The 24245-nt window shown below is 72.6% G+C and carries 22 protein-coding genes and 1 pseudogene; 4 read left to right on the top strand and 19 right to left on the bottom strand.

Annotation, left to right across the window (positions count from 1 at the left end; all coding sequences use genetic code 11):
* The 6 genes and pseudogenes from H291_RS0103080 to H291_RS0103055 form a co-directional block, all read right to left on the bottom strand.
* A pseudogene (locus H291_RS0103080) lies at window positions 1–458 on the bottom strand (hydrolase); the annotation flags it as partial.
* A 32-nt stretch (window positions 459–490) separates the two neighbouring features.
* Window positions 491–901, bottom strand: a complete 411-nt coding sequence (locus H291_RS0103075; protein ID WP_020013515.1) for a hypothetical protein — start codon at window positions 899–901, stop codon at window positions 491–493.
* Window positions 898–1275 carry a hypothetical protein gene (locus H291_RS0103070; protein ID WP_020013514.1) on the bottom strand — a complete coding sequence of 126 codons (378 nt, stop codon included), beginning with the start codon at window positions 1273–1275 and terminating at the stop codon, window positions 898–900. Before H291_RS0103070 ends, H291_RS0103075 begins: the two co-directional genes overlap by 4 nt.
* A complete protein-coding gene (locus H291_RS0103065; RefSeq protein ID WP_020013513.1) occupies window positions 1272–2501 on the bottom strand; it encodes an NRAMP family divalent metal transporter in 1230 nt (409 codons plus the stop codon). Before H291_RS0103065 ends, H291_RS0103070 begins: the two co-directional genes overlap by 4 nt.
* On the bottom strand, window positions 2498–2998 hold the full coding sequence (locus H291_RS0103060; protein ID WP_020013512.1) for a hypothetical protein: 501 nt from the start codon (window positions 2996–2998) through the stop codon (window positions 2498–2500). Before H291_RS0103060 ends, H291_RS0103065 begins: the two co-directional genes overlap by 4 nt.
* 62 nt (window positions 2999–3060) lie before the next feature.
* The gene (locus tag H291_RS0103055) at window positions 3061–4002 is read right to left on the bottom strand and encodes a TIGR03557 family F420-dependent LLM class oxidoreductase (RefSeq protein ID WP_232215974.1); all 942 of its coding nucleotides are present in this window, start codon (window positions 4000–4002) and stop codon (window positions 3061–3063) included.
* Window positions 4003–4262: 260 nt separating this feature from the next.
* Here H291_RS0103055 and H291_RS31990 point away from each other — a divergent pair, with 260 nt between their 5' ends.
* Together H291_RS31990 and H291_RS28405 are read left to right on the top strand one after the other, a co-directional pair.
* A complete protein-coding gene (locus H291_RS31990) occupies window positions 4263–4874 on the top strand; it encodes an alpha/beta fold hydrolase (RefSeq protein WP_198012390.1) in 612 nt (203 codons plus the stop codon).
* Window positions 4875–4956: 82 nt separating this feature from the next.
* Window positions 4957–6366 carry an FAD-dependent oxidoreductase gene (locus H291_RS28405; protein ID WP_020013510.1) on the top strand — a complete coding sequence of 470 codons (1410 nt, stop codon included), beginning with the start codon at window positions 4957–4959 and terminating at the stop codon, window positions 6364–6366.
* 267 nt (window positions 6367–6633) lie between these two features.
* On the opposite strand, the gene H291_RS0103040 is transcribed toward H291_RS28405, so the two are convergent.
* Entirely contained in the window at window positions 6634–8190 is a 1557-nt protein-coding gene (locus H291_RS0103040; protein ID WP_020013509.1) for an ArnT family glycosyltransferase, read from the bottom strand.
* A 99-nt stretch (window positions 8191–8289) separates the two neighbouring features.
* A complete protein-coding gene (locus H291_RS0103035) occupies window positions 8290–10086 on the bottom strand; it encodes a discoidin domain-containing protein (RefSeq protein WP_084467670.1) in 1797 nt (598 codons plus the stop codon).
* 276 nt (window positions 10087–10362) lie between these two features.
* Here H291_RS0103035 and H291_RS33165 point away from each other — a divergent pair, with 276 nt between their 5' ends.
* A complete protein-coding gene (locus tag H291_RS33165) occupies window positions 10363–12120 on the top strand; it encodes a SigE family RNA polymerase sigma factor (RefSeq protein ID WP_020013508.1) in 1758 nt (585 codons plus the stop codon).
* A 223-nt stretch (window positions 12121–12343) separates the two neighbouring features.
* Here H291_RS33165 and H291_RS0103025 read toward each other — a convergent pair whose 3' ends face one another.
* Window positions 12344–13264, bottom strand: coding sequence for a zinc-binding dehydrogenase (locus H291_RS0103025; RefSeq protein ID WP_026365339.1), 921 nt, complete (start codon window positions 13262–13264; stop codon window positions 12344–12346).
* A gap of 52 nt (window positions 13265–13316) precedes the next feature.
* Here H291_RS0103025 and H291_RS28395 point away from each other — a divergent pair, with 52 nt between their 5' ends.
* Window positions 13317–13955, top strand: a complete 639-nt coding sequence (locus H291_RS28395; protein WP_020013506.1) for a TetR/AcrR family transcriptional regulator — start codon at window positions 13317–13319, stop codon at window positions 13953–13955.
* Between the two features lie 82 nt (window positions 13956–14037).
* Here H291_RS28395 and H291_RS0103015 read toward each other — a convergent pair whose 3' ends face one another.
* From H291_RS0103015 to H291_RS0102970, 10 genes are all read right to left on the bottom strand, one after another.
* Entirely contained in the window at window positions 14038–14496 is a 459-nt protein-coding gene (locus H291_RS0103015) for an HAAS signaling domain-containing protein (protein WP_020013505.1), read from the bottom strand.
* On the bottom strand, window positions 14496–14831 hold the full coding sequence (locus tag H291_RS0103010) for a PadR family transcriptional regulator (RefSeq protein WP_026365338.1): 336 nt from the start codon (window positions 14829–14831) through the stop codon (window positions 14496–14498). Before H291_RS0103010 ends, H291_RS0103015 begins: the two co-directional genes overlap by 1 nt.
* Window positions 14832–15051: 220 nt before the next feature.
* Entirely contained in the window at window positions 15052–16011 is a 960-nt protein-coding gene (locus H291_RS0103005) for a 3-hydroxyacyl-CoA dehydrogenase family protein (protein WP_020013503.1), read from the bottom strand.
* 38 nt (window positions 16012–16049) lie between these two features.
* Window positions 16050–16553: a ribose-5-phosphate isomerase gene (locus H291_RS0103000; protein ID WP_020013502.1), complete on the bottom strand. Its 504-nt coding sequence runs from the start codon at window positions 16551–16553 to the stop codon at window positions 16050–16052.
* The gene (locus tag H291_RS0102995) at window positions 16553–18295 is read right to left on the bottom strand and encodes a dihydroxyacetone kinase family protein (protein WP_020013501.1); all 1743 of its coding nucleotides are present in this window, start codon (window positions 18293–18295) and stop codon (window positions 16553–16555) included. The genes H291_RS0103000 and H291_RS0102995 overlap by 1 nt, the downstream gene beginning before the upstream one ends.
* Before the next feature lie 45 nt (window positions 18296–18340).
* Window positions 18341–19270 (bottom strand): sugar phosphate isomerase/epimerase family protein, encoded by a 930-nt coding sequence (locus tag H291_RS0102990; protein ID WP_020013500.1) that lies wholly within the window; start codon window positions 19268–19270, stop codon window positions 18341–18343.
* Window positions 19271–19373: 103 nt separating this feature from the next.
* Window positions 19374–20429 (bottom strand): LacI family DNA-binding transcriptional regulator, encoded by a 1056-nt coding sequence (locus tag H291_RS0102985; protein ID WP_020013499.1) that lies wholly within the window; start codon window positions 20427–20429, stop codon window positions 19374–19376.
* A gap of 178 nt (window positions 20430–20607) precedes the next feature.
* Entirely contained in the window at window positions 20608–22242 is a 1635-nt protein-coding gene (locus H291_RS0102980; RefSeq protein WP_020013498.1) for a GH39 family glycosyl hydrolase, read from the bottom strand.
* Window positions 22243–22311: 69 nt separating this feature from the next.
* Window positions 22312–23211: a carbohydrate ABC transporter permease gene (locus H291_RS28390; protein ID WP_020013497.1), complete on the bottom strand. Its 900-nt coding sequence runs from the start codon at window positions 23209–23211 to the stop codon at window positions 22312–22314.
* 16 nt (window positions 23212–23227) lie between these two features.
* The gene (locus tag H291_RS0102970; protein ID WP_020013496.1) at window positions 23228–24178 is read right to left on the bottom strand and encodes a carbohydrate ABC transporter permease; all 951 of its coding nucleotides are present in this window, start codon (window positions 24176–24178) and stop codon (window positions 23228–23230) included.
* Window positions 24179–24245 lie beyond the last annotated feature (67 nt).

Genomic DNA, 24245 nt, shown 5'->3' with positions numbered 1-24245 from the left:
TTCCACAGCTCGACGGCGTCGTCGGTCCGGGCGAGCCAGCCGGCGTCGGCCTCGCTGACCAGGATCGGGACGCCGCCCAGCCGGCGGCTCCACTCGACCTGCACCCCGTACATGTGCGGGTGGCTCGCCACGATGTACGCGAGCCCGCCGAGGCCCTGGACGGCGGCGACAGCGGCGTCGTCGACGTAGCCGGGGACGTCGAACATGAGGTTCCCCGCCGCCGTCCGGGCGATCTTCGCGGTGGGGCCGATGCCGACGTCGGGCTGCGCCGTCAGGCCGACCAGGTCCGGCTCCAGCTCCTCCACGACGAAGCTCGTCCCCTCGGCGGCGAGCTCCTCGAGCGTGGTCCACCGCTGCCCGTCGGCGGGCACCAGCTCCCGCTCGTCGGCGCAGACCGCGCACACGGCGGGTCGTGGCTCGTGCTCGAGGCCACATCGCCGGCAGATCCAGAACGTCATCCAGCCACTCTCCTCCGTGCGTCCCGTGGCCTTCACAGCGCGGGCGAGCGTCTCTCGAACCCGGCGACGAGCCGCACGATCACGGGAGCCCCGTCCGTACGCACCTCGGCGACGTCGGACCAGCCCACGAGGAACGTGCCGCGGTGCCGACGGCGGACGAGCTGGGCGATCGGCCAGGGCGAACGCACCTCGGTCCGCTCGAACCCCAGGAACGATCCCCCGCTGCGCGGGCTCACCAGCAGCCCGACCAGGCGGGCGCCACCGACCGCGTCCCGGCCGAGGTGCGCGCTCAGCGGCGTCTCGGGGTCCTCCCGGTCCCGCTCCCGCGACTCGTCGTCCGGCTCGTCGACGACCTCCAGGGCGAACCGCACGTCCACGACGACGCCAAGCGCGGCGCCGTCAGGGCCCAGGACGCGCGCGTCGAGCAGGTCGCCCACGTTCATCCGTCCGCCTCCGGGTCGTGGCGGCCCCCGGGGATGCGGCCGACGACGTGGTCGCGCAGCCAGTGCTCCACCCAGTCCGCGTCGAGGCGGTCGGACGGCACGGTCAGCTCGATCGCCGTGCCGACGTGGCCGACGTCCTCCCACGCGATCCGGGGCTGCCGGGAGACGGGCACCGCGCCGCCGAAGAGCCGGACGAACAGGACCGGGCCGACCAGGATCGCGCCGACGCGGACCTCGGCACCGGCCCGGGCCGGCTGCCCGTCGGGCCCGACGAGCTCGAGGTCGTCGACGGCACGGACCGGCTCGCCGTCGGCGTCGAGCACCTGCCGGCTGAGCAGGTGCAGCCGGGCGTCGACGATCCGCTCGTGCGTCATGACCCTGCTCCCGTCGCGATCATCAGCGGGATCGCGGCGACAGCCGCCACGACCACGATCACCAGGTACACCGTGCCCAGGGCGTTGACCACCCGCCCGTTGACGTGGCAGCCCATGTACTGCGGGTCGTTCGCCACCACGAGGATCGGCACGTAGGTCAGGGGCAGCGCGACGGCCGAGAAGACCACCGACATCTCCGTCACCGCGATCGGGTCGACGCTGGTCATCAGGATGCCGACGCCGAGCAGGATCGCCACGACCATCGTGACGTGGAACCGGGCCGCGCGGGCGGGCCTGCGGAACTTGCCCCACGACCAGCCGAGGTACTGGGCCAGGGAGTACCCGCTGGACAGCGCCGTCTCCAGGGCGGCACCGAACGTCGCGGCGACGATGCCGATGATGACCAGGGCCAGCAGCAGCACTCCCCCGGCCTGCGCGACCGGCAGCACGATCTGGGACAGCGACGAGACCTCGATCCCCGCGGGCAGCAGCACGACGGCCGCGCACGCCGCGATCGCGACCGACAGCAGCCCGCCGAGCGGGAACCCGATCAGCACGTTCGCGCGGTTCATCGTCAGGTCCTTGGCCGTCCAGCGTTCCTCGACCGCGCCCGAGGAGAAGAAGAACACCTCGTACGGGGTCATGGCGGCGCCGAAGAGCGCGACGGCGTAGTACCAGTACGCCGCCGGGTGCTCGGTCGACGGCGGGGAGGGCGGCACCGCCTGCCGCATCAGCTCGCCCCAGTCCGGGCCGAGCAGGAACAGGGCGACGCCGAAGCCCACCAGCAGCAGCCCCATCAGGCCCGCGACGTTCTCCATCACCTGGAACTTCACGCGCCACAGCACCAGCCACACGGCCAGCGCCGCCACCGGGATCCAGAGCCGCGGCTCGACGCTGCTGACGAGGTGGAGCGCGAGGGCGATGCCGCCGATCTCCGCCGTCAGCGTCAGGAGGTTGATGGCGAACGACGCCACGAGGTTGGCGCCGGCCGCCTTCGGGCCGAGCCGCTCGCGGATGATCTCGAACGTCGCGCGGCCGCTCACGGCCGCGACGCGGCCCGCCATGCTCGCGAAAAGGCAGATCCCGACCACGCCGAGCGCCACGACCCAGACGAGCGACAGCCCGAACCGGGACCCGACGACGGCGTTGGTGACCAGGTCACCGATGTCGACGAAGCCGCCGATGGCGGTGAGGATGCCGAGGGCGACGCCCAGTACCTTCTTCACGGGCCACCGGCCAGGGCCAGTGCGCGATCGACTGCGCCGGTGGCCTTCTCGAGGTCCGCGAGCAGCGCGTCGGCCGACGGCGGCACGGCGGCCGCGCCGCCGAGGTCGCCACCGGCGCGGGCCGCGTCCCACTCGCGTGTGCTCACGACGACGTCCGTCACGTCGCCGACGGCCGCGAGCCCGGCGGCGCGCTGGTCGGACGAGGTGGTGTCGGGCGGGACCAGGGTGGTCAGCGCCGTCTCGGCGTCGTCGAGCACGCGGAGCTGGTCGAGCAGGGCGGTGTCGGCCATGGGGCCGGTCAGCCGCCCCCGGGACAGCTGCGCGACGACGATCCGCGTGGTCTCGGCCGCCGAGCCCGCCTGGGACAGGGCGTCGGCGACCGCCGCGCTCGCCTGCCCCGGCTCCTGGTGACTGGCGACCGTGCACGAGGCCGTGCCGGCGAGCACGGTCGCGGCGACGGCACCTCGCGCCACCCACCGCCACCGCGTCACCCTCATGACCTCGATGTTCCTCGGCGGCGGCGGTACTCGCACGCCGTGGGTCGTGGTCCGCTCGGCGGTCAGAGCGCCCGGGCCCGCTCCAGCAGGGGGCCTGCGGCCTCGGCCAGGAACCGGTCCTGGTGGTGGTCACCGACCTGCACGAACGCGAGGTCGGTGAACCCCGCGTCCAGGAACGGGCGGGCGCTCTCGGCCAGCTTGTCCAGGTCGGGACCGCACGCGATCGACGAAGCGACGTCCTCGGGCCGCACGAACTGGGCGGCGGCCGTGAACCCGGCCGGCGTCGGCAGGTCCGCGTTCACGGCCCACCCGCCGCCGAACCAGCGGAACTCGGCGTGCGCCCGGGCGACCGCCGCGTCCTCGTCGGGGTCCCAGCACACCGGGACCTGGCCGAAGACCCGGGTCGGCCCCGGGTGCAAGGCCCTCCAGCCGCGCACGACATCGGCGTCGGGCGTCGTCTGGACGAGGTGGTCGGCGAGCGGGGCGAACCGCTCCACGCCCTGCTCACCGGACACGGCGACACCGATCTTGACCCCGGCGTCCGGGACGTCCCACAGGTGCCCGGACTCGATGCGGAAGTGCTGCCCCTCCCAGGTGACGAGCTCGCCCGTCAGCAGCTCGCGGATGACGTGGATCGCCTCCTCCAGGAGGTCGTGCCGCACGGCGACCCCGGGCCAGCCCTCGCCGATCACGTGCTCGTTGAGATTCTCCCCGGCGCCGAGGCCCAGCGTGAACCTGCCGTCGGCCAGGAGCTGGAGCGTCGCTGCCTGCTGGGCCACGACCGCGGGGTGGTACCGCATGGTCGGGCACGTCACGAAGCTCATCAGCTCGACCCGGCTGGTGGCCTGCGCCACCGCCCCCAGGAGCACCCAGGCGTTGGGCGCGTGCCCCTGCTCCGCGAGCCAGGGCGAGAAGTGGTCGCTGGAGACCTCGAAGTCGAATCCGGCCTCCTCGGCCGCCGCGGCGTACCGGACCAGCTCGCGTGGCCCGCTCTGCTCGGTCATCAGGGTGTATCCGAAGCGCATGTCGTGGTCCCCTCCCCGTGCCGGCGCACGGCTGCTCGACTCACCCCGACCCTAGGTCGGGTGCCGACCGCTCGCGCTCGGGCGACCAGCGATGCGCGCGGATAGCCTGGCCGGATGTTCGATGGCTTCACGACCGAACGGCTCGCGACGAAGGACGCGTCGCTCTTCGTCCGCCACGGCGGGTCCGGCCCGCCCGTCCTGCTCCTGCACGGGCGGTCGCCGGCGACCTGCTGACCGTCATGCGGGAGCTCGGCCACGAGCGCTTCCACCTCGTGGGACACGACCGCGGAAGCCTGGTGGCCCTCCGGCTCGCGCTCGACCACCCCGGGGCGGTCGAGCGCCTGGTGCTGATCGACTGCCTGCCCGTGAGCGAGCACCTGCGCCGCGCCGGCCCGGCCTTCGCCACGAGCTGGTGGCACTGGTTCTTCTTCGCCCAGCCGGACATCCCGGAACGGGTCATCAACGCGGACCCCGCGGCCTGGTACGGGGCCAAGGCGAACCCCGAGACCATGGGCGCCGAGAACCACGCCGAGCTCATGGCCGCCGTCGCGGACCCCGACGTGGTGCGATCGATGCTGGAGGACTACCGGGCGGGCCTGACGGTCGATCGCACGCACGAGGAGGCGGACCGCGCGGCGGGACGCCAGGTCGCCGCCCCGCTGCGTGTGCTGTGGTCGCTCCGCGACGACCTCGAGGAGCTGTACGGGGACCCGCTCACGATCTGGCGTGCCTGGGCGGACGACCTCGACGGGTTCGGCATCGACTCCGGGCACCACGTGGCCGAGGAGAACCCGGAAGACCTCGTGCACGCCCTGGTCGGTCATCTCCGGCCCAGCACGCCCGGCCCGTAGGCGTCGTGCGAGTGCCGGTGCCGCGTGCCAGCCTGAGGAGGCCGGTTGCGCGACACCCGACCACCGGCACAGGAGGCGCACCGTGAGCCAGGAGACCCCCGAAGCCGCAGGCGGGCAGGAGGGTCCGGGTGTCCTGGCACCCGAGCCCCTGCGCGCGGACGTCGTCGTGGTGGGCGCCGGGATCACCGGCGTCGTGACCGCCCTGCGCCTCGCCGACGGCAACGCCGACGTGGTGGTGCTGGACAAGGCCCCAGCCGGCGCCACCACGACCGCCCGGTCCACCGGCAAGCTCTCCGTGCTCCAGGGCGTGCAGCTCGCGCGCGTCGCACACCACGGCGACGAGGCGGTGGACAGCTACCTCGCGGCGGGGTTCGCGGGGCTCGGCTGGCTGCGCCGCACCCTGGACGACCTGGGCGTGCCCGTCGAGAACCGCGACGACCTCACGGTCGCCACGACGCCCGCCCAGGTGCCCGAGGTCGAGGCCGTGCTCGCGACCTGCTCGCGGCACGGGCTGGCGGCGACGTGGGAGGACGAACCGCCCTACCCGGTCCCCACCTCCGGCGCCGTCCGCCTCCCGGGGCAGGGCCAGGTCGACCCGCTGCGGATGCTGTCGGCCCTGCGCTCCCGGCTGCGCGCCCGCGGCGTCCCGGTGCACGACGGCGTCCGGGTGCGGAAGGTACGCCGGCTGCGGTCGGGCGTCGCGCTGCGCACCACGCGCGGGACGGTGCTCGCCGAGCACGTGGTCCTGGCGACCGGCGCGCCGCCCGGGCGTCTCGGCGGGCTGTTCCTGCGCCTGGAGGCGGGCCGCAGCCTGCTGACCACCTGGGACGTACCCGATCCCGCGGCGCTCCCGGCGGGCTTCGCCGGGACGACGTCGATCACGGCCGGCTCCCCCACCCGCTCGCTCCGCATGGCGGGCGGGCTGCTCATGGTGGGCGGCGAGGGCTATCCGACCGGGCGGGAGCCGAACCCGGCCGCACGGCTCGCGACCCTCGACGACTGGACCCGCACGCACCTGCCCGTCGGGAGCGCGCACCACGCGTGGGCGGCGCAGGACTACATCAGCGACACCGGGCTGCCGTTCGTCGGGCCGGTCTGGCCGGGCGACGAACGGGTGCTCGTGGCGACGGGCTACGGCAAGTGGGGCCTGACGACCGGCACCGGGGCCGGCCTGGCGCTGGCGGGCCGGCTGCTCGGCGACCCGGTCGAGTGGGGTCCGGCCCTGGAGCCGTGGGCCCGGCCGCCCGAGCCGACGTCCCGGTCGGCGGTCACCTTCGGCGAGCAGTCCAGGGGCTGGGCCTGCGCGGCGACCCGGCCCACGGGGGAGGCGCCCGGCGGGAGCGAGGTGTCGCGCGTGTGCCCGCACCTCGGCGGCGTCGTGCGGTGGAACGACCAGGAGCGGTCCTGGGACTGCCCCGTGCACGGCTCGCGCTTCGCACCGGACGGCACGCTGCTGGAGGGGCCGGCCACGGAGAACCTGGCCCGGCGCTGACGTCGGCGCTGTTCGGGCTGATCCTGGACGGGTCGGCCCGGACCGTCGGCGCTCGGCGTGCGAGTGCCGACGCACGGTGGTCACCATGGCCTTGCCGCTCGCCCCGGTGGATGTCGCGCTCCTTGCCGTCGCGACATGCGCCGGGACGAGCGGACCAAGCGCCACGCCGTGCAAGCGGCCGCCCTGGCCTGACCCTCGTCGAACAGCTGGAGGACGCGCTCGCCGAATACCCGGGCGCAGTGCTGACCGTGACCCGTACCGGCCGGGTCAGTCCAGGTGCCGCGTCTGCGGCCACAGGGCGCCCCAGCCGTTCACCGGGTCGCGGCACTCCAGGATCGACACACCCTGCTCCTCGTTGTCGATGCCCACGCCGTTGTCGAGCCGCCCCCGGACCGCGCACCGCTCGAACCGGTGGTCCCACGCGCCCGGGGCATCCGTGAGCACCAGGGCGATGGTCGAGGACGCCGGCGGCGGTCCGTACTCCCACAGCTCGTTGTGCCCCGAGTACGCCGGGGGCAGCCCGAGCTCGGGCCCGTAACGGTCCATGGCCCCCGCTTCGCCGTAGTTCTGCGTCAGGATCACCGTCCGGTCGCGGTCCTGCGCAGGGAGCGACCCGTACACGGCGGCGACCTGCCGCGCGTACTCGGGCCAGCCGACCGCGTCCTGCGCGGCCGAGTTGATGTCGGGGATCGGCGTCCTTCCCAGCACACCCACCGGCACCAGCGGCAGGCTGATGACCAGGCATATCACGGCGTTCACCGCCACCACCACGACGACCGTCCGCCGCCAGGTGGTCCCGGCCCGGTCCGCGACCGGCACACAGCCCGCGGCGAACAGCACCGAGAGCAGCCCGGTCGCGTAGTAGGTCTGGGACCCGGCCAGGTAGGTGAACGCGAGCAGCGCCGGGTAGGCGACCACGAGGAAGCGCAGCAGGGGCCGACGGCGCCACAACCACACCAGCCCGACGACCCACACCAGGGTCAGCGGCACGCCGAGCGTGAGCACCTGGAACAGCCACATCTCGCTACGCACGTCGGCGGCGTTGTTCTCGCCCAGGGCCGCACCCATCGCGAGCTGCGGCCAGCCGTTCGTGGCCTGGAACACCACGTTCGGCAGACCGACGAGCAACGCGACGGCCGCGCCGGCCCACGGCCAGATCGTGGCCAGGGGCCACCTGTCCACGGCCTCGGACTCCCGCAGCCTCCGCCACGGCCACGCGACGATCAGCCCGAGCAGGATCGCGCCGAGCAGGGCTACCACCAGCAGCTTGTTGTACAGCGCGAGGCCAGCGAGCAGCCCGGCGACGAGCCACCAGCACGGGTCCCGCTGCACGGCGCGGATCACGCACAGGAGGACCGCCGGCCACATGACCAGGTCAAGGCTCGAGGTGAGCAGCGTGTGCCCGAACGCCACGGGGATCCCGGCCGTCCCGTAGCCCCAGGCGGCCAGCGCCTGCGCTCCCCCGCGCCCGCCCAGCTCACGTGCGAAGAGGGCGATCACGACGATCGCGGCCAGGTGCGCGAGCGTCGCCGGGAGGCGCATGACCAGGAGCGTGTCGCCGAACAGCTCGGCGAAGGTCCGCACCAGCCACGGGGTCAGGGGCGGCTGGTCCACGTAGCCCCAGGCCGGCTCCAGCATGCGGAAGTACAGCTCGTCCCGGTGGTATCCGTACCGGGTGCTGGTCGCGGTCAGCAGCACACCGAGCACCAGCACCGCCGCGCCCACGGGAACCCACGCGACGGCGGGCAACGAGCCGGTGTGCCGGACCTCGGCGGGGTGCTCGGGGTCTCGGAGCGAGTCGGGTGGTGCGGACGCGTCCGCCATGGACGGGATCGTACCGACGGCGCCGGACGACGCGCCAGGAGCCGGGACCGGCGCGCCTCGACGAGCACGCACCGGCCCCTGGCCCAGCACTCTCCCCGGTCAGTGCCGGGCGTTCACCGTCTCCAGCGCGTTCCTGTGCTCCTTCAGGTCGGCCCTCGTCGCGCCCGCGTCGAGACGCACGGACTCGACAGCGTGCAGCAGGTCGCCCACCGTCCGGCCCCCGCCGATCGGGTCCTCCAGGTCGAGCGCGCCCGTCGCGACGTTGAGCCACGTGCTGAGCAGCAGCCGGTCGAGGACGTCGAGCGGCTCATCGTGGTGACGCGGCCACAGGACCTGGACGGCGTCCTCCAGCGTGGTCAGGTCGACCGCCTCGTCGAACACGTCGCTCTGCGTGCGCGTGGTCGACAGGAGGCACAGCAGCTCGTCGGCCGTGTGGTCCGGGTGCTTGACCTGCCGGAACTCCGACGTCCAGTACCCGGCGCCCCGGACCGCGGGCTCCGGCGTCGGCTGCCCGCTCGGCGTGCCGTAGATCTCGAGCTCGTAGAGGGAGAAGCCCCACTGGGTGGCGCGCTCCGTGGCGTACAGGCGCACGTGGCGGGCCGTGCCCGAGACGTCGAGGTCGTCGAAGAGGCCGTCACCGTCGGTGACGGTGTGCACCGTGGTCCAGGTCTCGCCGTCGGGCGAGGTCTGGATCTCGTACCCCGACGCGTACGCGGTCTCCCAGTCGATCACGACGCGGTCGAGGTCGTACTCGGCGCCGAGGTCCACCGCGATCCACTCCGGCTCGCTCCACCCGCTGCCCCACCGGGTGCCGGCGTTGCCGTCCACAGCCATCTCACCGGTGCGAGCGGGGTCGTCGACGCTGGACGTCGTGACCGGCCGGCCCAGCGCCAGCGACTCGCCGTCGTCGGCCTCGCACTCGTCGCCGCCCCCGCCCTCGGCCAGGTAGCAGCGCAGGTACCGGTAGGACTCGGCCGAGGTCTCGAACGACGGCGCGTCGTCCCACTCGTAGGTGTAGTACTGCACGTACGGCTCGGCCGCCGCGATGATCGCCGGGAGGTCCATCTCGCCGCTGCCGAGGGCCACCTGCCGCATGTCGCCCTCGGCGTTCACGTTCACGGCGTCCTTGACGTGGAGCAGCTCGATGCGGTCCCCGTACTCCTCGATCCACGCCGGGACGTCGATGCCGGCGTCCGCGGCCCAGCCGACGTCGAGCTGGAACGTGACGTAGCGGGGGTCGGTGTTCTCCTCGATGACCTGCCAGGCGCTGACCATCTCCCCCGTCTCCGGGTCGGGGTAGCGCGTGGTGAACTCGCTCTGGTGGTTGTGCAGCACGATCTTGTTCGCGCCGTTCTCGTGCGCGTACTCGCCGAGCCGGTTCACGTACGCCGCGGTCGCGAGCGCCTCCTCGTAGGTGCCGTAGCTGCCCGCCATGCCGCCGGTACCGATGTAGTCCTGGCCCAGCGCGACGGCATACGCGACGGTCTCGGGCCACGTGTCCCAGTCGGTGCTGCCGTGGCTCGAGGACACCTCGAGGCCGTGGCGGTCGAGGATCGCCTGGTAGTCGCCGACCGGCATCGAGTAGGGCTGGCTGAACGGCTCGACGTTGGTGAAGCCGGCGTCGGCCACCGCGCCGAGCACGCGGTCGATCGTCTCGGGGGCCGGTGTGCCGGATCCGAGCTCGCCGACGTGCGTGTACAGCTGGATGGAGATCTTCGAGTCCGGCAGCCCGTCGTCCGGTCCGCACGCCTCACCCGCCGCGGCGGTAGGCGTACGGGCTGGGGCGGTGGACGGGGCGGCGACGGCCGGGGCGGCGACGAGCGTGCCCGCGAGGAGTGCACCGCCCGCCACTACCGCGCCGAGCCGTCGCGCGCGAGACGCGTGTGAGATCTGCATGGAGCTCCCCTTTTGACGACCTTGTCATTTATGGCGGCAACCATGCGACTTCTGCCGCCACATTTGCAAAAGTAGTCTGCGGGTCGGTCGATACCATGTCAAGGGCGGACGAATCTCACGGTCGCAGCGCAGATCTCACCTTCTCCTCGCGAAGACATCTCCACACGCGTCGCCACTCCTGACCGCATACCGCCGGACGACCTGATCCCGTACGGTCCCGCCTCAACGGTCCGTGCCCTCCGTCCGTTACGGGCAGCGGGACGAGGGGAGACCGACATGGTCCAGTGGGAGACCGAGCTGACGGAGCTCGTGGTCCGGCGCGGCGGAGCGCTGGTGGGGTACGCGTACTCGCTGACGCGGGACAAGGCGCAGGCCGAGGACCTGGTGCAGGACGCACTGGTCAAGGTCTACTCGCGGCTGCGCCGTCCGCCGCGCTCGGGCGAGGCGCAGGTGGACCTGCGCCGTTCGGAGACCACCAGCGCGGAGGCGTACGTGCGGCGCGCGATCCTGACCATCTACCTGGACGGCTACCGCAGGCGGAACCACTGGGTCGCCCTGAAGCACCTCCTCGCCGAGGACGCCCACACGCCCGGGGCGGACCGGGTCGCCACCGCGCGGGTGGACGTCGGCGTCGCCCTGCGCCGGCTCTCCCCGCGGCAGCGTGAGGTGGTGATCCTGCGGTACTTCGACGACCTGACGGTGCCGCAGATCGCGGCCGCCCTCGGGACGAGCCAGGGCACGGTGAAGCGGCACCTGTTCGACGCCGCGGCGGTGCTGCGCGACGCGCTGGCCGAGGTCACGGCACCGGAGGTGGACACGTCGTTGGACGAGCGGCTGGACGCGGTGACCGGTGCGATCCGGCGTCGTCGGACGGCGAAGGTGGCCGCGATCGGCGGCGTCTCGCTGGTGCTGATCGTGCTGCTGGGATTCGCCGCGGCGTGGGGGCCGGGGCGGTTCCTCTCGGAACACGTACCGCCGGCCACGCCCAGCCCCGAGACCTCGAGCGACGCCGTAGGTGCGGGCTGGGCGCCGAGCGGCTGGTCGGGGATCGGTGAGCAGTACCTCTGCGGCATGGACGTGACGGCCCTGACGTCGACATCCGACACCGTGCGCCTGGAGCTGACCGGGGACGTCGAGGCCGCCGACGGCGGGGACGTGCGGGACGACTTCCTGAGCGCGCCGGTCCGGATCGTACGAACGGATGCGGAAGGACCGGACCTGGACGGGGGACGTCCGCACCTGGTCTTCGCGCGGAACGGCCAGGTGGTGGACCTCGGCCGGGGCTGGCGCGAAGGTGGGTACGCGCTGCCCGGCGCGGGCGGTTCGGTCGTGCGGGTCGCCGAGGCGGATGCGTTCACCGCGTGCGGGGCGTGGACGACGAAGGGACCGGAGACGCCGTGGGAGGAGTACCTGGACCCGCGCCCGGCCGGCACGTACGACGTGTACGCCGTGATGTCGTGGACGGAGGGGGACGGCGTCCTCGAGCTGGTGGTCAGCGAGCCCGTCACGATGGAGGTCCCCGCGGTCGACGTGCCTGACGAGGAACCGCTGGCCGTCGGGATCCGCGAGGGTTACCAGCCGCCGTGGCTGGAGGGCACCAGCCTGGCGTGCGGGGACCACGCCTCCGACATCCCGGGCAGGTTCTACGACTCCTGGGGTCCGGAGCTGCTGACGGTCAGCAGTTCGGCGCAGCGGATGTCGTTCTGGTTCGAGAACAAGGAGGGTCCGGACGTCGACACGACGCGGACACCGCCCACCCTGGTCTGGCTCAGCGGTGGTCGCGTCGTCTCCGTCGGATCCGACGTCCGGTCGGAGCCCGTGGAGCGCTTCCGGGTAGACGACAAGGGCAGCGATCAGATACACGTCGCGATCGGCGATCCCGACCCGGCATGCCTGCTGGATCCTGCTGCGGGGATGCCCGAGGGAGACTACGAGGCCTACGCGCTGATGGAGATCGCCCCTGGCTCGGGCGGCGAACGGCGCTTCATCTCGACAGGCTTCGGCGAGACCATCTCCTACAGGCCCGGACGCTGATCGACGTCACACCAGCCTGTCGAGACGCCGCCGGTCTCCACACCCGAGCCTGCCTCCATCCGGAGCCCCCTCAGGCGAGCGGCACCACGCGGAGCGTCGTCTCCCGCGCCGGCGACCGGGTCATCCGGTGGACGCCGGAGTCGTCGCCGTACCGGGCCCGAAGCGCCTGGTCGACCTCCGCCTCGCGCCCGGCGTCGGGCAGGAAGGCGACGGCCAGCGTTCCCTACTCGACGGTCAGGACGGTCTTCCCGTAGGCCCGTTCCGCGCCGGCCGCGAAAGCGTCCGGCAGCTCGCGCCATGGCCGCACGGATCCGACCACGGGGTCGAGCCGCCCCTGGTGGATCTCGTGCGCGAGCCTGGTCATGTCGGGGCCGAGGTCCGCCTCGGCCCCGAGGAAGAAGGTCGTCAGGGAGCGGTCGTGCCGGGCGGCGTCACCGAACAGGTCGCCGTACGCGAAGCGCTCCCCCTCGCCCGCCGCGTGCCCCAGCGCGACGAGGGTGCCGCCCGGCGCGAGCCGGGCGAACGCCCGCACCAGATGGGAGCCGCCCAGCAGGTCGAGCACACCGGACACGTCGTCGCCCAGGTCGGACGGCGAGGCGACCACGTCGTGCGCGCCGAGCTCGATCAGCCGCTCCCGGGCCGCGGGGTTCCTGGTGGTGGCGACGACCTCCGCCCCGCTGCGCGCGGCGAGCTGCACGGCGAACAGGCCGACCGCGCTCGTCCCGCCCAGCACCAGCACACGGCGGCCGAGGACGGGGCCGAGGCGCCGGAGCCCGCGCAGCGCGCTGGTCGCCGCGACCGGCACGACGCTCGCGGCGTTCAGGTCGGCGCCGGCCGGGACGAGCCCCACGGACTCGGCGGTCACCAGCCGGCGCTGCGCCCAGGCGCCGTCGGCCCCGAGCGAGACCACCGCCTGGCCGAGCCGCGGTCCCGTCCCGTCGAGCGCCTCGGCCACGACGACGCCCGCGGCGTCCCAGCCGGGGATCGCGCCGTCGCGCACGCCCGGCAGGGACTCGAGGTCGCCGTGGTTCGGCGCGAAGGCGCGCACCTCGATGACCGCGTCGTGCGGCCCGGGCGCCGGATCGGGCACCTCGCGCAGGCTGAGGTGGCTGGGTGAGGCGTGATCGACCGTCCATGCGAGCATTGCGCTACTGTATGCCAACTGCCACCGAGTGCCAGTTCGTTATGATGGCCGCATGACGACACCGACCGCCACCGGCACGCTCCGCAGCCGGCGCATCGCCCGCAGCCGGCAGCGCCTGGTGCAGGTCGCACTGCCGGCCTTCGCCGAGCGCGGGTACGACGCGGTGACCGTCGACTGGTTGTGCGACCAGGCCGAGGTGTCCAAGCGCAGCTTCTTCCGCTACTTCGCGGGCAAGGAAGACCTCGCGCTGACCCCGCTGAACGACGTCTGGCGCACCCTGATCGCCGAGCTCGACGAGGTGCTCACCCGGCGCGGACCGCTGCTGGAGATCGTCGGCGACGCCCTGGTCGACGTCGTCGAGCGGATGCCGCCCGGCTGGGAACGTCCCGCGGTGCTGAGCGCGCGCCTGAGCGGCACCCACCCGGCCGTCGGCGCCGCGGGCATGCTGGTGTGCGAGCGCTTCACCCAGCAGGTGGTCGACGCGATCGTGGACCGGCTGGACGGCGCACCCGGTACGGACCTCTCGGCGCGGGTCGTGTGCACGATCACGGTCACCGCCCACCGGGCCGCCGTGGACGCCTGGTGCTCGCCGCCCGACGCCGCGACCAGTGCGAGCCGCACCGAGCTGTGCGCGCTGATCCGCGCGTCGCTCGCGGCCGCGCCGTCCGCACTGGAGCTCACGCTCGACTGACGACCAGCCCGCCAGCCGGCGGAGCCCAGGACGCCATGACCTGGGGCTCCGGGTCAGCGCTCTCCTCCCCCCAGAAACGCACTCAACGCGCGAGCAGGCTCATCGAGTGCAGGAGCAGGAGCACGATGCCGCCGAGGACGGGAACGGCGCTGAGCACGATGGTGAGCCACTGCAGCACGCGACTGCCCACACCGGCGCGCCGCCGGATGATCGCCCACACGAGCGTGACCGGGGCGAGCGGCCAGAGCACGACGGCGAGCACGGGGAGCACCACGTCGATGGCCTCGACCCCTCCCGCCGTGGCGGCGGGCGGCGTGGCGGGTGTCGCCTCGGCGGCGATCGCCTCCACCGGGCCCAGCTCGGCGAGCACGCGCCGCGCCGACTCGTCGTCGGTGCCGTGCAAGGTGAGCGACTCGTTGGCGTGCTCGCGCACCGCCGCCATGGTCTCCGCCCGCTCGCGCGGGTCGGCGGAAGCCAGGGCGCGGTCGAGGTCGGCGAGGTAGGCCTCGACGAGCGGGGGGAACTCGGGGGTTGCGGTCATCAGGACTCCAGGGTTGTGCGGACATCGGCCGTGAAACGGGACCAGGTGGCGGTGAAGGTCTCCAGCGTCGCCCGGCCCTCGTCGGTGAGCTCGTAGTACCGACGCGGGGGGCCCACCGCGGAAGGGACCTGGGTCGTCGTGACCCAGCCCTGCTGGCGCAGCCGCGACAGCAGCGGGTACAGCGTTCCCTCGCTGGTCAGCAGGGAGCTGTCGGTGCCGAGCCGCTCGGCGAGCTCGAGCCCGTAGGCCGGCCCGGAGCGCAGGCAGGCCAGCACGCAGTACTCCACGACTCCCTTGCGGAGCTGCGTCAGGACCATGTCCGGCGTCGGTATCATGCATCACACGATAGCAGGTACCTTGCGAAACAAGATAGACCCCGGGTCGCGTTCTGGCCCCGCGTCCACGCCTGCGGGGCGGCCTGGTGCGCGTCACTGTCGCCTTCACGGTGGTGACGCTGATGAGGATGCACGGAGGTCGTGACGCACCACGACGGGTTCTCGCACGGGCTGGACACCTGGGCGGTCCAGGCATCCAGCCCAAGCGAGGGCTGCACCGTCAGGCCGGGGCCGGGCCCAGGTCCCGCAGCAGCCGCCCCATCTCCCCGTACGCCTTGTTCCGGTACGCGACCAGGGCCTTGACCTGCTCCGGCGTGTAGTCCCGCAGCAGTCCCCGGCCGTTCTTCACACCCTTCCGGTCCCCCGCCACGGCGTCCTTGATCAGGTCGGGCGTCGCCAGCCGCTCGCCGAAGTTCTCCTCGAACGTCCGGAACCCACCCGCGTAGACGTCGAGCCCGGCCTGGTCCGCGATCGCGAACGGACCGAAGAACCCGAGCCGGAACCCGAACGTCGTCCGCACCACGGTGTCGATGTCCTCGGGAGACGCGATGCCCTCCTCCGCGATCGACATCGCCTCCTTCAGCAGCACGTACTGCAGGCGGTTCAGCACGAACCCCGGCACGTCGGCCACCAGCGCGCCCTGCCGGTCCGCACGGGCCAGCAGCTCGCGCACCACCGGCACCACGGCCGGGTCGGTCTGCTCGCTGAGGACCAGCTCGACCCCCGGGATGAAGGGCGCCGGGTTGGAGAAGTGCACCGTGAGGAACCGCTCCGGGTTCGCCACCGCCTCGACGAGCACCCGGGCGGGGATGGTCGAGGTGTTGCTGCCGATGACCGCGTCCGGACGCGCGGCCGCGGAGATCCGGCCGAGCACGTCGTGCTTGACCTCGACCGACTCGAACACCGCCTCCTCCACGAAGTCCGCGTCCGCGACCGCCTCCTCGATCGACTCCGCGGTGCTCAGGTTCGCGCGGATCGTCTCCGTCGCGCCGGGGTCGTACAGGCCGGCGTCCTCGAACTCGCGGGCCTCCGCGAGCAGCCGGGCGTACGCGGCCTGGGTCGCCTCCGCCGAGACGTCGGCGATGACGACGGGCAGGCCCGCGAGCGCGAACGACTGCGCGATGCCTCCACCCATGTACCCGGCCCCGACGACGGCGACCGAACTGATGCTCTTGATCATGGTGTCCTTTCTCGAACGGAAACGTTTACCGACAGCAGTCAGCCACAGGACGCCGGGTTCGGCGCCGGTTCGCTCCCCGCGGCCTGGTCCTCGATCTCCCCGATCGCCATGACCTTGGGCGCGGACGGCGACCCCGGGTCGAACCGGTAGCCGAGCCACTCGCGGGTCAGCCGGCGGGCCAGCTCGATGCCGACGACCCGCTGGCCGAAGCAGAGGACCTGCGCGTCGTTGGAGAGCACCGCGCGCTCGACCGAGAACGAGTCGTGCGCGGTCACCGCACGCACGCCGGGCACCTTGTTGGCCGCGATCGCCACCCCGAGCCCTGTTCCGCACACGAGCAGGGCCCGGTCCGCCTCACCGGCCCCGACCAGGCGAGCCGCGGCGGCGCCCACGTAGGGGTACGGGGTGTGTTCGTCGCTCCCCACTCCGACGTCGACCACCGAGGCGACCCGTTCGTCCGCCTCCAGGTCCCGCTTCAGGATCTCCTTGTACTCGTACCCGGCGTCGTCGCAGCCGATCACCAGTCGCAGGCCGTCCACCATCAGGATTCCACCTTCGAGGTCGTGGGCACGGGGACGCCGGCCTCGACGCCCGCCTCGCCCAGCAGGAGAGCGAGGGAGGTCGCCCCCGGGTCCGGGACGCCCAGGCTCTTGTCGCCGAGCACCCGCGCGCGGCCCCGGCGGGCCGCGATGTTCTCGGTCGACGCCGTGCCCTCCCGGGCGGCGACGACCGTGGCCTGCCACGCGTCGGCGGGGGCCGCGCCCCTGGCCACGGCCGCGGCGAGAGCCTCGGCAGCGGGATGCAGCGCGTCCACCATCGTCTTGTCGCCGACACGCGCGCCGCCGACCTCCTGCACCTGGTCCCGGGCGGCGGTGATCCCGGCCGAGAGGTGGCCGATCGTCACGGGCGCGTCGGGCGGGAGCGCGGCGGCCAGCGCGAGCAGGCCGACACCCCACAGCGCCCCCGACGTGCCACCGGCCTTGTCCGCCCAGGCGTCGGCCGCGCGGCGCAGCACCGACGGGGCGTCTCCCCCGGCCGCAAGAGCCGCCTCGGCCGAGCCGACGGCGGCGTCGATGCCGCGGCACATGCCCCGGCCGTGGTCGCCGTCCGCCGCCACCGCGTCGAGGTCGCCGAGCATCTGCTCGGCGTCGTGCAGGGCGCCCTGCGCCCGGCGCAGGATGCCCACCACGGTGCCTGCCGCCGCGATGCCCTCCGGGGTGGTGGCGCGCACCAGCTCGGTCTCCGGCTCGCTGGGCAGCGGGGCCTGCACCGACGCGGGGGCGGGCCGCCACCCGCCGTGGTGGAACCCGGGAGTGTCGGCGGGCGCGAGCCAGAGGCGTTCGAGCTCGTCGTCGAGCCACGTGACGGTCAGCGAGCAGCCGGCCATGTCCAGGCTGGTCACGTACTCGCCCACCAGGGGTGCGACGATCGTGACGCCGCGCTCCTCCAGCAGGTCGTGCACGCTGTCCCACAGGACGAACAGCTCCTCGTACTTGACGTTCCCGAGGCCGTTGAGCAGCACGGCGGCCCGGCCGTCGGCGTCGGCCGGGCGCTCGGCGAGCACGCGGTCGACGAGCTCGGCGGCCAGGGCAGCCGCGGTCGGCATGTCCTCGTCGCCGACCCCGGGCTCGCCGTGGATGCCGAGCCCCCAGCCGGCCTGCCCCGGCTCGAGGCTGAACAGGGCGTGGTCCTGGCCCGGCAGCGTGCACCCGTCGAAGGCCACGCCGAACGACTGCGTGCGCAGGTTGCCCCACGCGGCAACGCGGTTCACCTCCGCCAGGTCGGCTCCCTCTTCGGCGGCGGCTCCCGCGAGCTTGAAGACGACGAGGTCGCCGGCCACGCCCCGCCGCTCGTGCGCACGGTCTGCGGGGGCGGAGGCGACGTCGTCGGTCACCAGGAGGATGGTGACCTCCGTGCCCTGGGCCCGCAGGCGGCTGGCCGCGGCGCCGAAGTTGAGCACGTCGCCCGCGTAGTTCCCGAAGGTGACGAACACTCCCGCTCCGGCGTCCGCCGCGCGGCACACGTCCAGCACCTGGCGGGTGGACGGGGACGTGAAGATGTCGCCGCAGACGGCGGCGTCGGCCAGGCCGTCACCGACCAGCCCGGCGAAGGCCGGGTAGTGGCCCGATCCCCCGCCGACGACGACGGCGACCTTGCCGGGGCGGGTGCCGTCCGCGCGGGCGATCCCGCCGGGGACCTGGCGGAGGCGGCCGGGGTGGGCCTTGACGAGGCCACGGAGAGCCTCGGGGACGAAGTCTTCCGGTCTGTTGTGGACGTAGGTCATCTCACCTGCACCTTTGCTCGGGGACCTGGTTTCTGCTGACGAGGGTCACCGGCCGGCGCCCCGGAGCACCTCACGGATGTACTCCCGGTTGATCGCGGCGACGCCCAGGCTGTCCGACCCGTAGTGCTCGCACACGAAGACCCCCTCGAACCCCAGCTCCAGGGCCCGGCGGATCACGGCGCGGTAGTTGACGACGCCCTGGACCAGCGGCGTCGGATGCGTCGCATAGGCGCCGGTGGCCGGGTCGAAGTCGCGCGTGTAGTTCTTGATGTGCCAGAAGTTGGTCAGCGGCAGGACCTTCTCGAACATCGCCGGGATGTCCTCGATCGGCCGGTGCAGCCGCACCAGGTTGCCGAGGTCGGGGTTGAGACCCACGTTGTCGCGGTCGACGTCGTGCGCGAACCGCACCGCGAGGTCCGCGGTGCCGATGTAGGTGTCCTCGTACATCTCCAGGCTCACGTCGACGCCCACCTCGCGGGCGTGGTCGGCGAGCTCCCGGATACGGGCCACGGCGAGGTCGTAGGCGTCCTTGTCGTCGAGGTCGTCGTGGTGACCCTCGGCGAGCCAGAACCACAGCGCGCGCTCCTGGTCGGGCGTCAGGGCCTGCATGAAGCCGAAGTTGACGACCTCCGCCCCGAGCTCCGGCGCGCGGTCGATGATGGTGTGACCGAAGCGGAGGTAGTCCTCGCCGCGCTGGGCATCGATCACGCTGCGGCGGGTCGTGGACACGGACGGGACCATGAGCCCCGTCTCCTTCAGCACCGTGAGCAGCTCCGCGAAGCGGGAGTCGGTCAGCTCGCCGATCGACAGCCACGCGTCGGTCGGGTCGACGTGCGTGAAGCCCAGGTCGGCCACCTGCTGGAGCTGGCCCCGCCAGGCCTCGGCCGGTGCGGCGACGTTGGGGGTGCCGTCCGCCGTCGTCGACCCGAAGGACAGCATGTTGGCCGCGATCGGCCAGTTGTCGGCTGTGCGCATGTGATCTCCATCGATCTGCGATGCCGCGCGGCATCGTGGTTCGGCCGCCGGGCGGATCGCCCGGCAGGTGGTGCTCGGCGTGCCGGCCCGGGCCGGCGGTGGTTCAGCCCCGCGTGGCCCGGAGCAGCTCGGCCCGGGGTGGGGCGGTCGAGTCGCGGACGACGAACGTGGTGGCTATCTCGATGTGGTGGGAGTCGACGGGCTTGCCCTCGTGCAGCTGCTGCACGGTGAGCAGGGCCCGCCGGCCGATCTCCTCCAGCGGCTGCCGGACGGCGGTCAGCGGCGGGTTGGCCCACGACGCGAGCGGCGTGTCGTCGTAGGACACGAGGCTGACGTCGTCCGGGACCCGCAGTCCGGCGCGCCGGGCCGCCTCCAGCACCCCCATCGCCTGCGCGTCGCTCCCGGCGAAGATCGCGGTGGGCGGGTCGGGACGACGGAACCACTGCTCGGCGACCTGGACGGCCTGGTCGTGGTCGAACCGGACCGGGCGGACCAGGTCGGGATCGACCGGGACGCCCCGCTGCCGGCAGGAGGTGAGGAAGCCGTCCAGGCGCGCCACGGCGCTGAGCGACTCCGACGGCCCGGCCACCACCCCGATGTGCCGGTGCCCCAGCCCGACCAGGTGCTCCGCGGCGCTGCGACCGCCGAGCCAGTTGGTGGACCCCACGGAGACGACGCCCTCCTCGCCGAGGTCGAGGGGGTCGATCACCACCAGCGGGACGCGGGCCCGGGCGAGGCTCGCGTAGACGTCCGGGCCGAGCCCGGAGGTCAGCACGATCGCACCGACCCGCTCGGCGGCGGCGAGCCGCTGCGCCCAGGCGGCGCTCGACTCCGGGACACCGGTCGCGGACCTGCGCCGTACCCGCCCGACGACGACCTCGAGGTCCAGCTCCTCCGCGGCGAGCACGACGCCCCGCAGGATCTGCGTCGCGTACGCGCTGTCGAGCAGGTCGACCATGAGCTCGACCGTGCGCGCCGTGCTCGTCCGGGAGGGCCCCCGGTACCCGAGCTCGGTGATCGCCGTCTCCACCCGTTCCCGGGTGTCCTCGGCGACGTCGGGCCGCCCGTTCACGACCTTGGACGCCGTGGCGGTGGACACGCCCGCATGGGCGGCCACTGCCGCGAGGTTGGGGCGCACCGGCCCGGTCTTCTTCGTCAAGGCAGCCTCCTCGTCCCGACCGTTTTATCGTTTGGTTCCGAAAAGTACAAGGCTCATATGCTGACGTTCGGTTGCCGGACGGACATCAGAGGCACTCGTATTCGTTGGAATCTCAGGCCTGGGGTCCTTGTGGGCCCCTCGGTCGCTCCGAAAGTTTTCGACGCTCGGAGCGGTGCTACTAGCTCCGCACCGGGGCGATCGACAGCACCGCCCACGGCGGCAGCTCGAGATCGATGTCGAGCACGCCCTCCCCGGACACCGTGAGCGACGTGACGCGCAGCGCGTCGGCGCTCTCCCGGAGCTCCGCCGTCTGGGCCCGGGTCAGGTTGAGCGGCTCCCCCATCCGGTGCCAGGCCTCGGCCACGTTGCCGTGGTCCCAGTCCACCTGCTCGACCGCGAACACGGCACCGGGCGTGAGGCCCTCGACGGTGTGCCGGACCCGCCGGACGGGGCCCCGCTCCGCCAGGCCCCGGGTGGCCGCATAGGTGAGCTCGGACCCGATCCCCTGGCGGCCCATGTCCTCGGGGTAGTTGAAGAACACGGCGGAGACCTCGCGCGTCGCCGCGTCCTGCGTGATCGTCCCGTACGGCAGGGCCGCGAGGACCGTGTCGCCGAGCCGGGACAGCATCTCGAACGCGTGGAACGTCGGCTTGTGCAGGCCCTGCTCGTTGACCATGCCGAACCCGCCGTGGAAGGGCCCGACTCCCGCACCGCCCTCCTCGAACACGTCGGTGAACGTCCAGTACGAGACCGAGTCCGCGAGCGCCGCGCCCCGCAGGTAGGCGCGCGTGATGTAGGTGGCGGCGAACAGGGTGTCGTGGATCGAGTCGCGGCTGGACGGCGAGCTCGACCACTCGGTGATGTGCAGCTCGGCGTCGGGGAACGGGCTGCCGGCGATGAGCTTGCGGAGGGCGACCAGGTCGTCGTAGGTCGCGTCCACGTGGCGGCGGATGTGGCGCATCTGCCCGTTGGCCCCGAACGCGACGTCCGTCGGGTAGAGGTGGGTGGACAGGAAGTCGACGGGGACGTCGCGCGCGGCGCACCAGTCGATGAGCTCCTCGATCCAGACGGGCCGCCAGTCGAGGGCGTCGACATCCTCCGCCTCGGCGGTCGCGTGCTCGACGGACCGGTCCTCCCACTCGCCCCGGTAGCGGTCGTCGGGCACGAACACGCTCGTGGACGGTCCGCCGACCTTGAGGTCCTGGTCGATCGCCTTGATCGCCAGGGCCGTGGCCTCGTAGAGCTCGAAGTACTGGGTGCGCGTCCCGGTCCAGAAGTGGGGCACGAGGTTGGGCTCGTTCCACACCTCGAACCGCCACTGCCGGACCTCGTCGAGACCGTAGCGCTCGATCCAGTGCGTCACGGTCGCGGTGACCAGCTCGACCCATCGCGCCATGTCGGTGGGCGGGCTGCAGTGCGCCTTCCACCAGAACAGCGTCTCGGTCTCGGTGGCCAGCTCGCGCGGCATGAAGCCGAGCTCGACGAACGGGCGCGCGCCGGTCTCCAGGATGAAGTCGAACACCTTGTCGACGTAGCTGAAGGTGTGCACCGGGGTGTCGAGCGGGACGGGCGGCCCGAAGCCGCCGCCGTCGTTGGCCCGGTAGACGAACATGTCGTCGTGGAACAGCCCGTGGAAGCGCACGAACCGCGCCCCCAGCCGGGTGACCGCCTCGCGGAAGTGGGCCTGCCAGTCGGCGCGCAGCGCCTCGTTGGCGCGGCCTGCGCCGACGCACTCGTTCCAGATGTGCCGCAGCGGGACGGCGGTGGTCGCCTCGCCGTCGATCGTCAGACCGGGGGTCGTGTGGGTGTGCAAGGTTCTCCTCTGTCTTCTTCTCTACATGGGGTTCGGGCGACGTGGGGTTCGGGCGCGCCGCGGACGGCGTCAGCCCTTGACGGCGCCGAGGCTCAGGCCGGACTGCCAGAACCGCTGCAGCGAGATGAACGCGATGATCAGCGGGATGATCGTCAGCAGCGACGACGTGACGACGAGGTTCTGGAGCAGCTCGCCGTTGCCGGCCGTGGAGGCCAGCTTGTTCCACTGGTTGATGCCGACGGTCAGCGGGTACCAGTCGGGGTCCTTGAGCATGATCAGCGGCAGGAAGTAGTTGTTCCAGATCGACACGAACGAGAACAGCAGCACGGTCACGGTGGCCGGGACGAGCATCGGCAGCGCGATCTGCCAGAAGGTGCGGAACTCCCCCGCGCCGTCGATCTTCGCCGCCTCCAGCAGCCCGGTGGGGACGGCCTCCGCGGCGAACACCCACATGAGGTACAGCCCGAACGGGTTGAGGAACGACGGGATCAGCACCGCCCACGGCGTGTTCGTCAGGCCCAGCTGCGCGAACAGCAGGAACTGCGGGATGGCCAGGGCGATGCCCGGGACCGAGATGGCGCCGAGCACCACGAACAGGAAGACCCGCTTGCCGGTGAACTCCAGCTTGGCGAGCGCGTAGCCGCCCAGCGCGGCGAGGAACGTCGAGACGACCGCCCCGACGACCACGTACAGCACCGTGTTGAGCAGCCAGCGCGTGAAGATGCCGCCGTCGTAGGTGAAGACCTCGACGATGTTGTCGAACAGCGCGAACCGCTGGCCGAAGGAGAAGCCGAAGCTGGAGACGAAGTCTGCCTGGGACTTGGTGGAGTTGATGGTGAGCCAGATCAGCGGCACCAGGCAGTAGAGGGTGAACAGCCCCGTCAGAAAGGTCAGCGTGCCGCTCTTGCGGGGGTTGGCGAGGGTGTGCAGGCGCCCGCGGCGCACGACACCGGCGGTGGTGGTCGTCATGAGAGGTCTCCGGCTGCTACTGGTCGAGGGCATCGCGCATGCCCCGGATCTGGACCGCGTACGCGATGGCGATGGTGAACGCGGCCATGACGAGGGCGAGTGCGGCCGCGTAGCCCTGCTGCGAGCCCGTGAACGCGAGGTTGAACGCGTACAGGTTGGGCGTGTAGTAGGTGGTGATCCCGCTGTTGGCCACCATCGACGGGAGGATCTGCGGCTCGTTGAAGATCTGGAACGTGCCGATGATCGAGAAGATGACGGTGATGACGAGGGAGCCGCGCAGCGCGGGCAGCTTGATCGCCCGGATCACCCGGAGCTCCCCCGCGCCGTCGATCGCGGCCGCCTCGTACAGCTCCTGCGGGACGGCCTTCAGCACGCTGTCGAAGATCAGCATGTTGTACCCGGTGAAGGCCCAGGTGACCATGATCCCGATCGAGATCAGCGTGGTGCTCGGCCGGAACGGGTCGAGGTCGGTGCCGAGCCAGCCGTTGATGCTCCCGAAGAGCCCGTAGCGGACGCCGAGCATGAAACCCCACATCAAGGTGGATACGATGGCCGGCACCGCGTAGGGCAGGAAGATGGCCACCCGCATGAACCGCATGCCGCGCAGCCGCATCGAGTCCATCGCGAGCGCCAGCACCAGGGCCAGCACGAGCATGATCGGCACCTGGACGAGCGTGAACGAGACGACCCGGGAGACGCCGTCCCAGAACTGCGCGTCGCCGAACAGCTTGGTGTAGTTGGCCAGGCCCACGAACGAGGGTCCGCCCACCATCCGGTCCTGGAAGAGGCTGAGGTAGGCGGCGTAGGTGATCGGCACGATGAACACCAGGGCGAACAGGATGCCGAAGGGCGCCACGAACGCCCAGCCGATCTGTCGCGTGCGTCGTCGCCGGTACTGCTGCGGCGCCCCGCCGGGCAGGGGCACGCTCGCCGCCGCGGGGCGTGTCATGCGCTCCGTCGCGCTCATGACTGGTCCTTTCTGGTCTGTCGGTCAGGTCGCCGGCGGCGTCTCGCGCTCGGGCTGTCCCGCGAAA

Origin of the sequence: Promicromonospora sukumoe 327MFSha3.1, from assembly GCF_000385135.1 — a bacterium.
Classification (GTDB): domain Bacteria; phylum Actinomycetota; class Actinomycetes; order Actinomycetales; family Cellulomonadaceae; genus Promicromonospora; species Promicromonospora sukumoe_B.
Note: the sequence above shows the minus strand (reverse complement) of the source record. Positions and strands in the feature narration are given on the sequence as shown.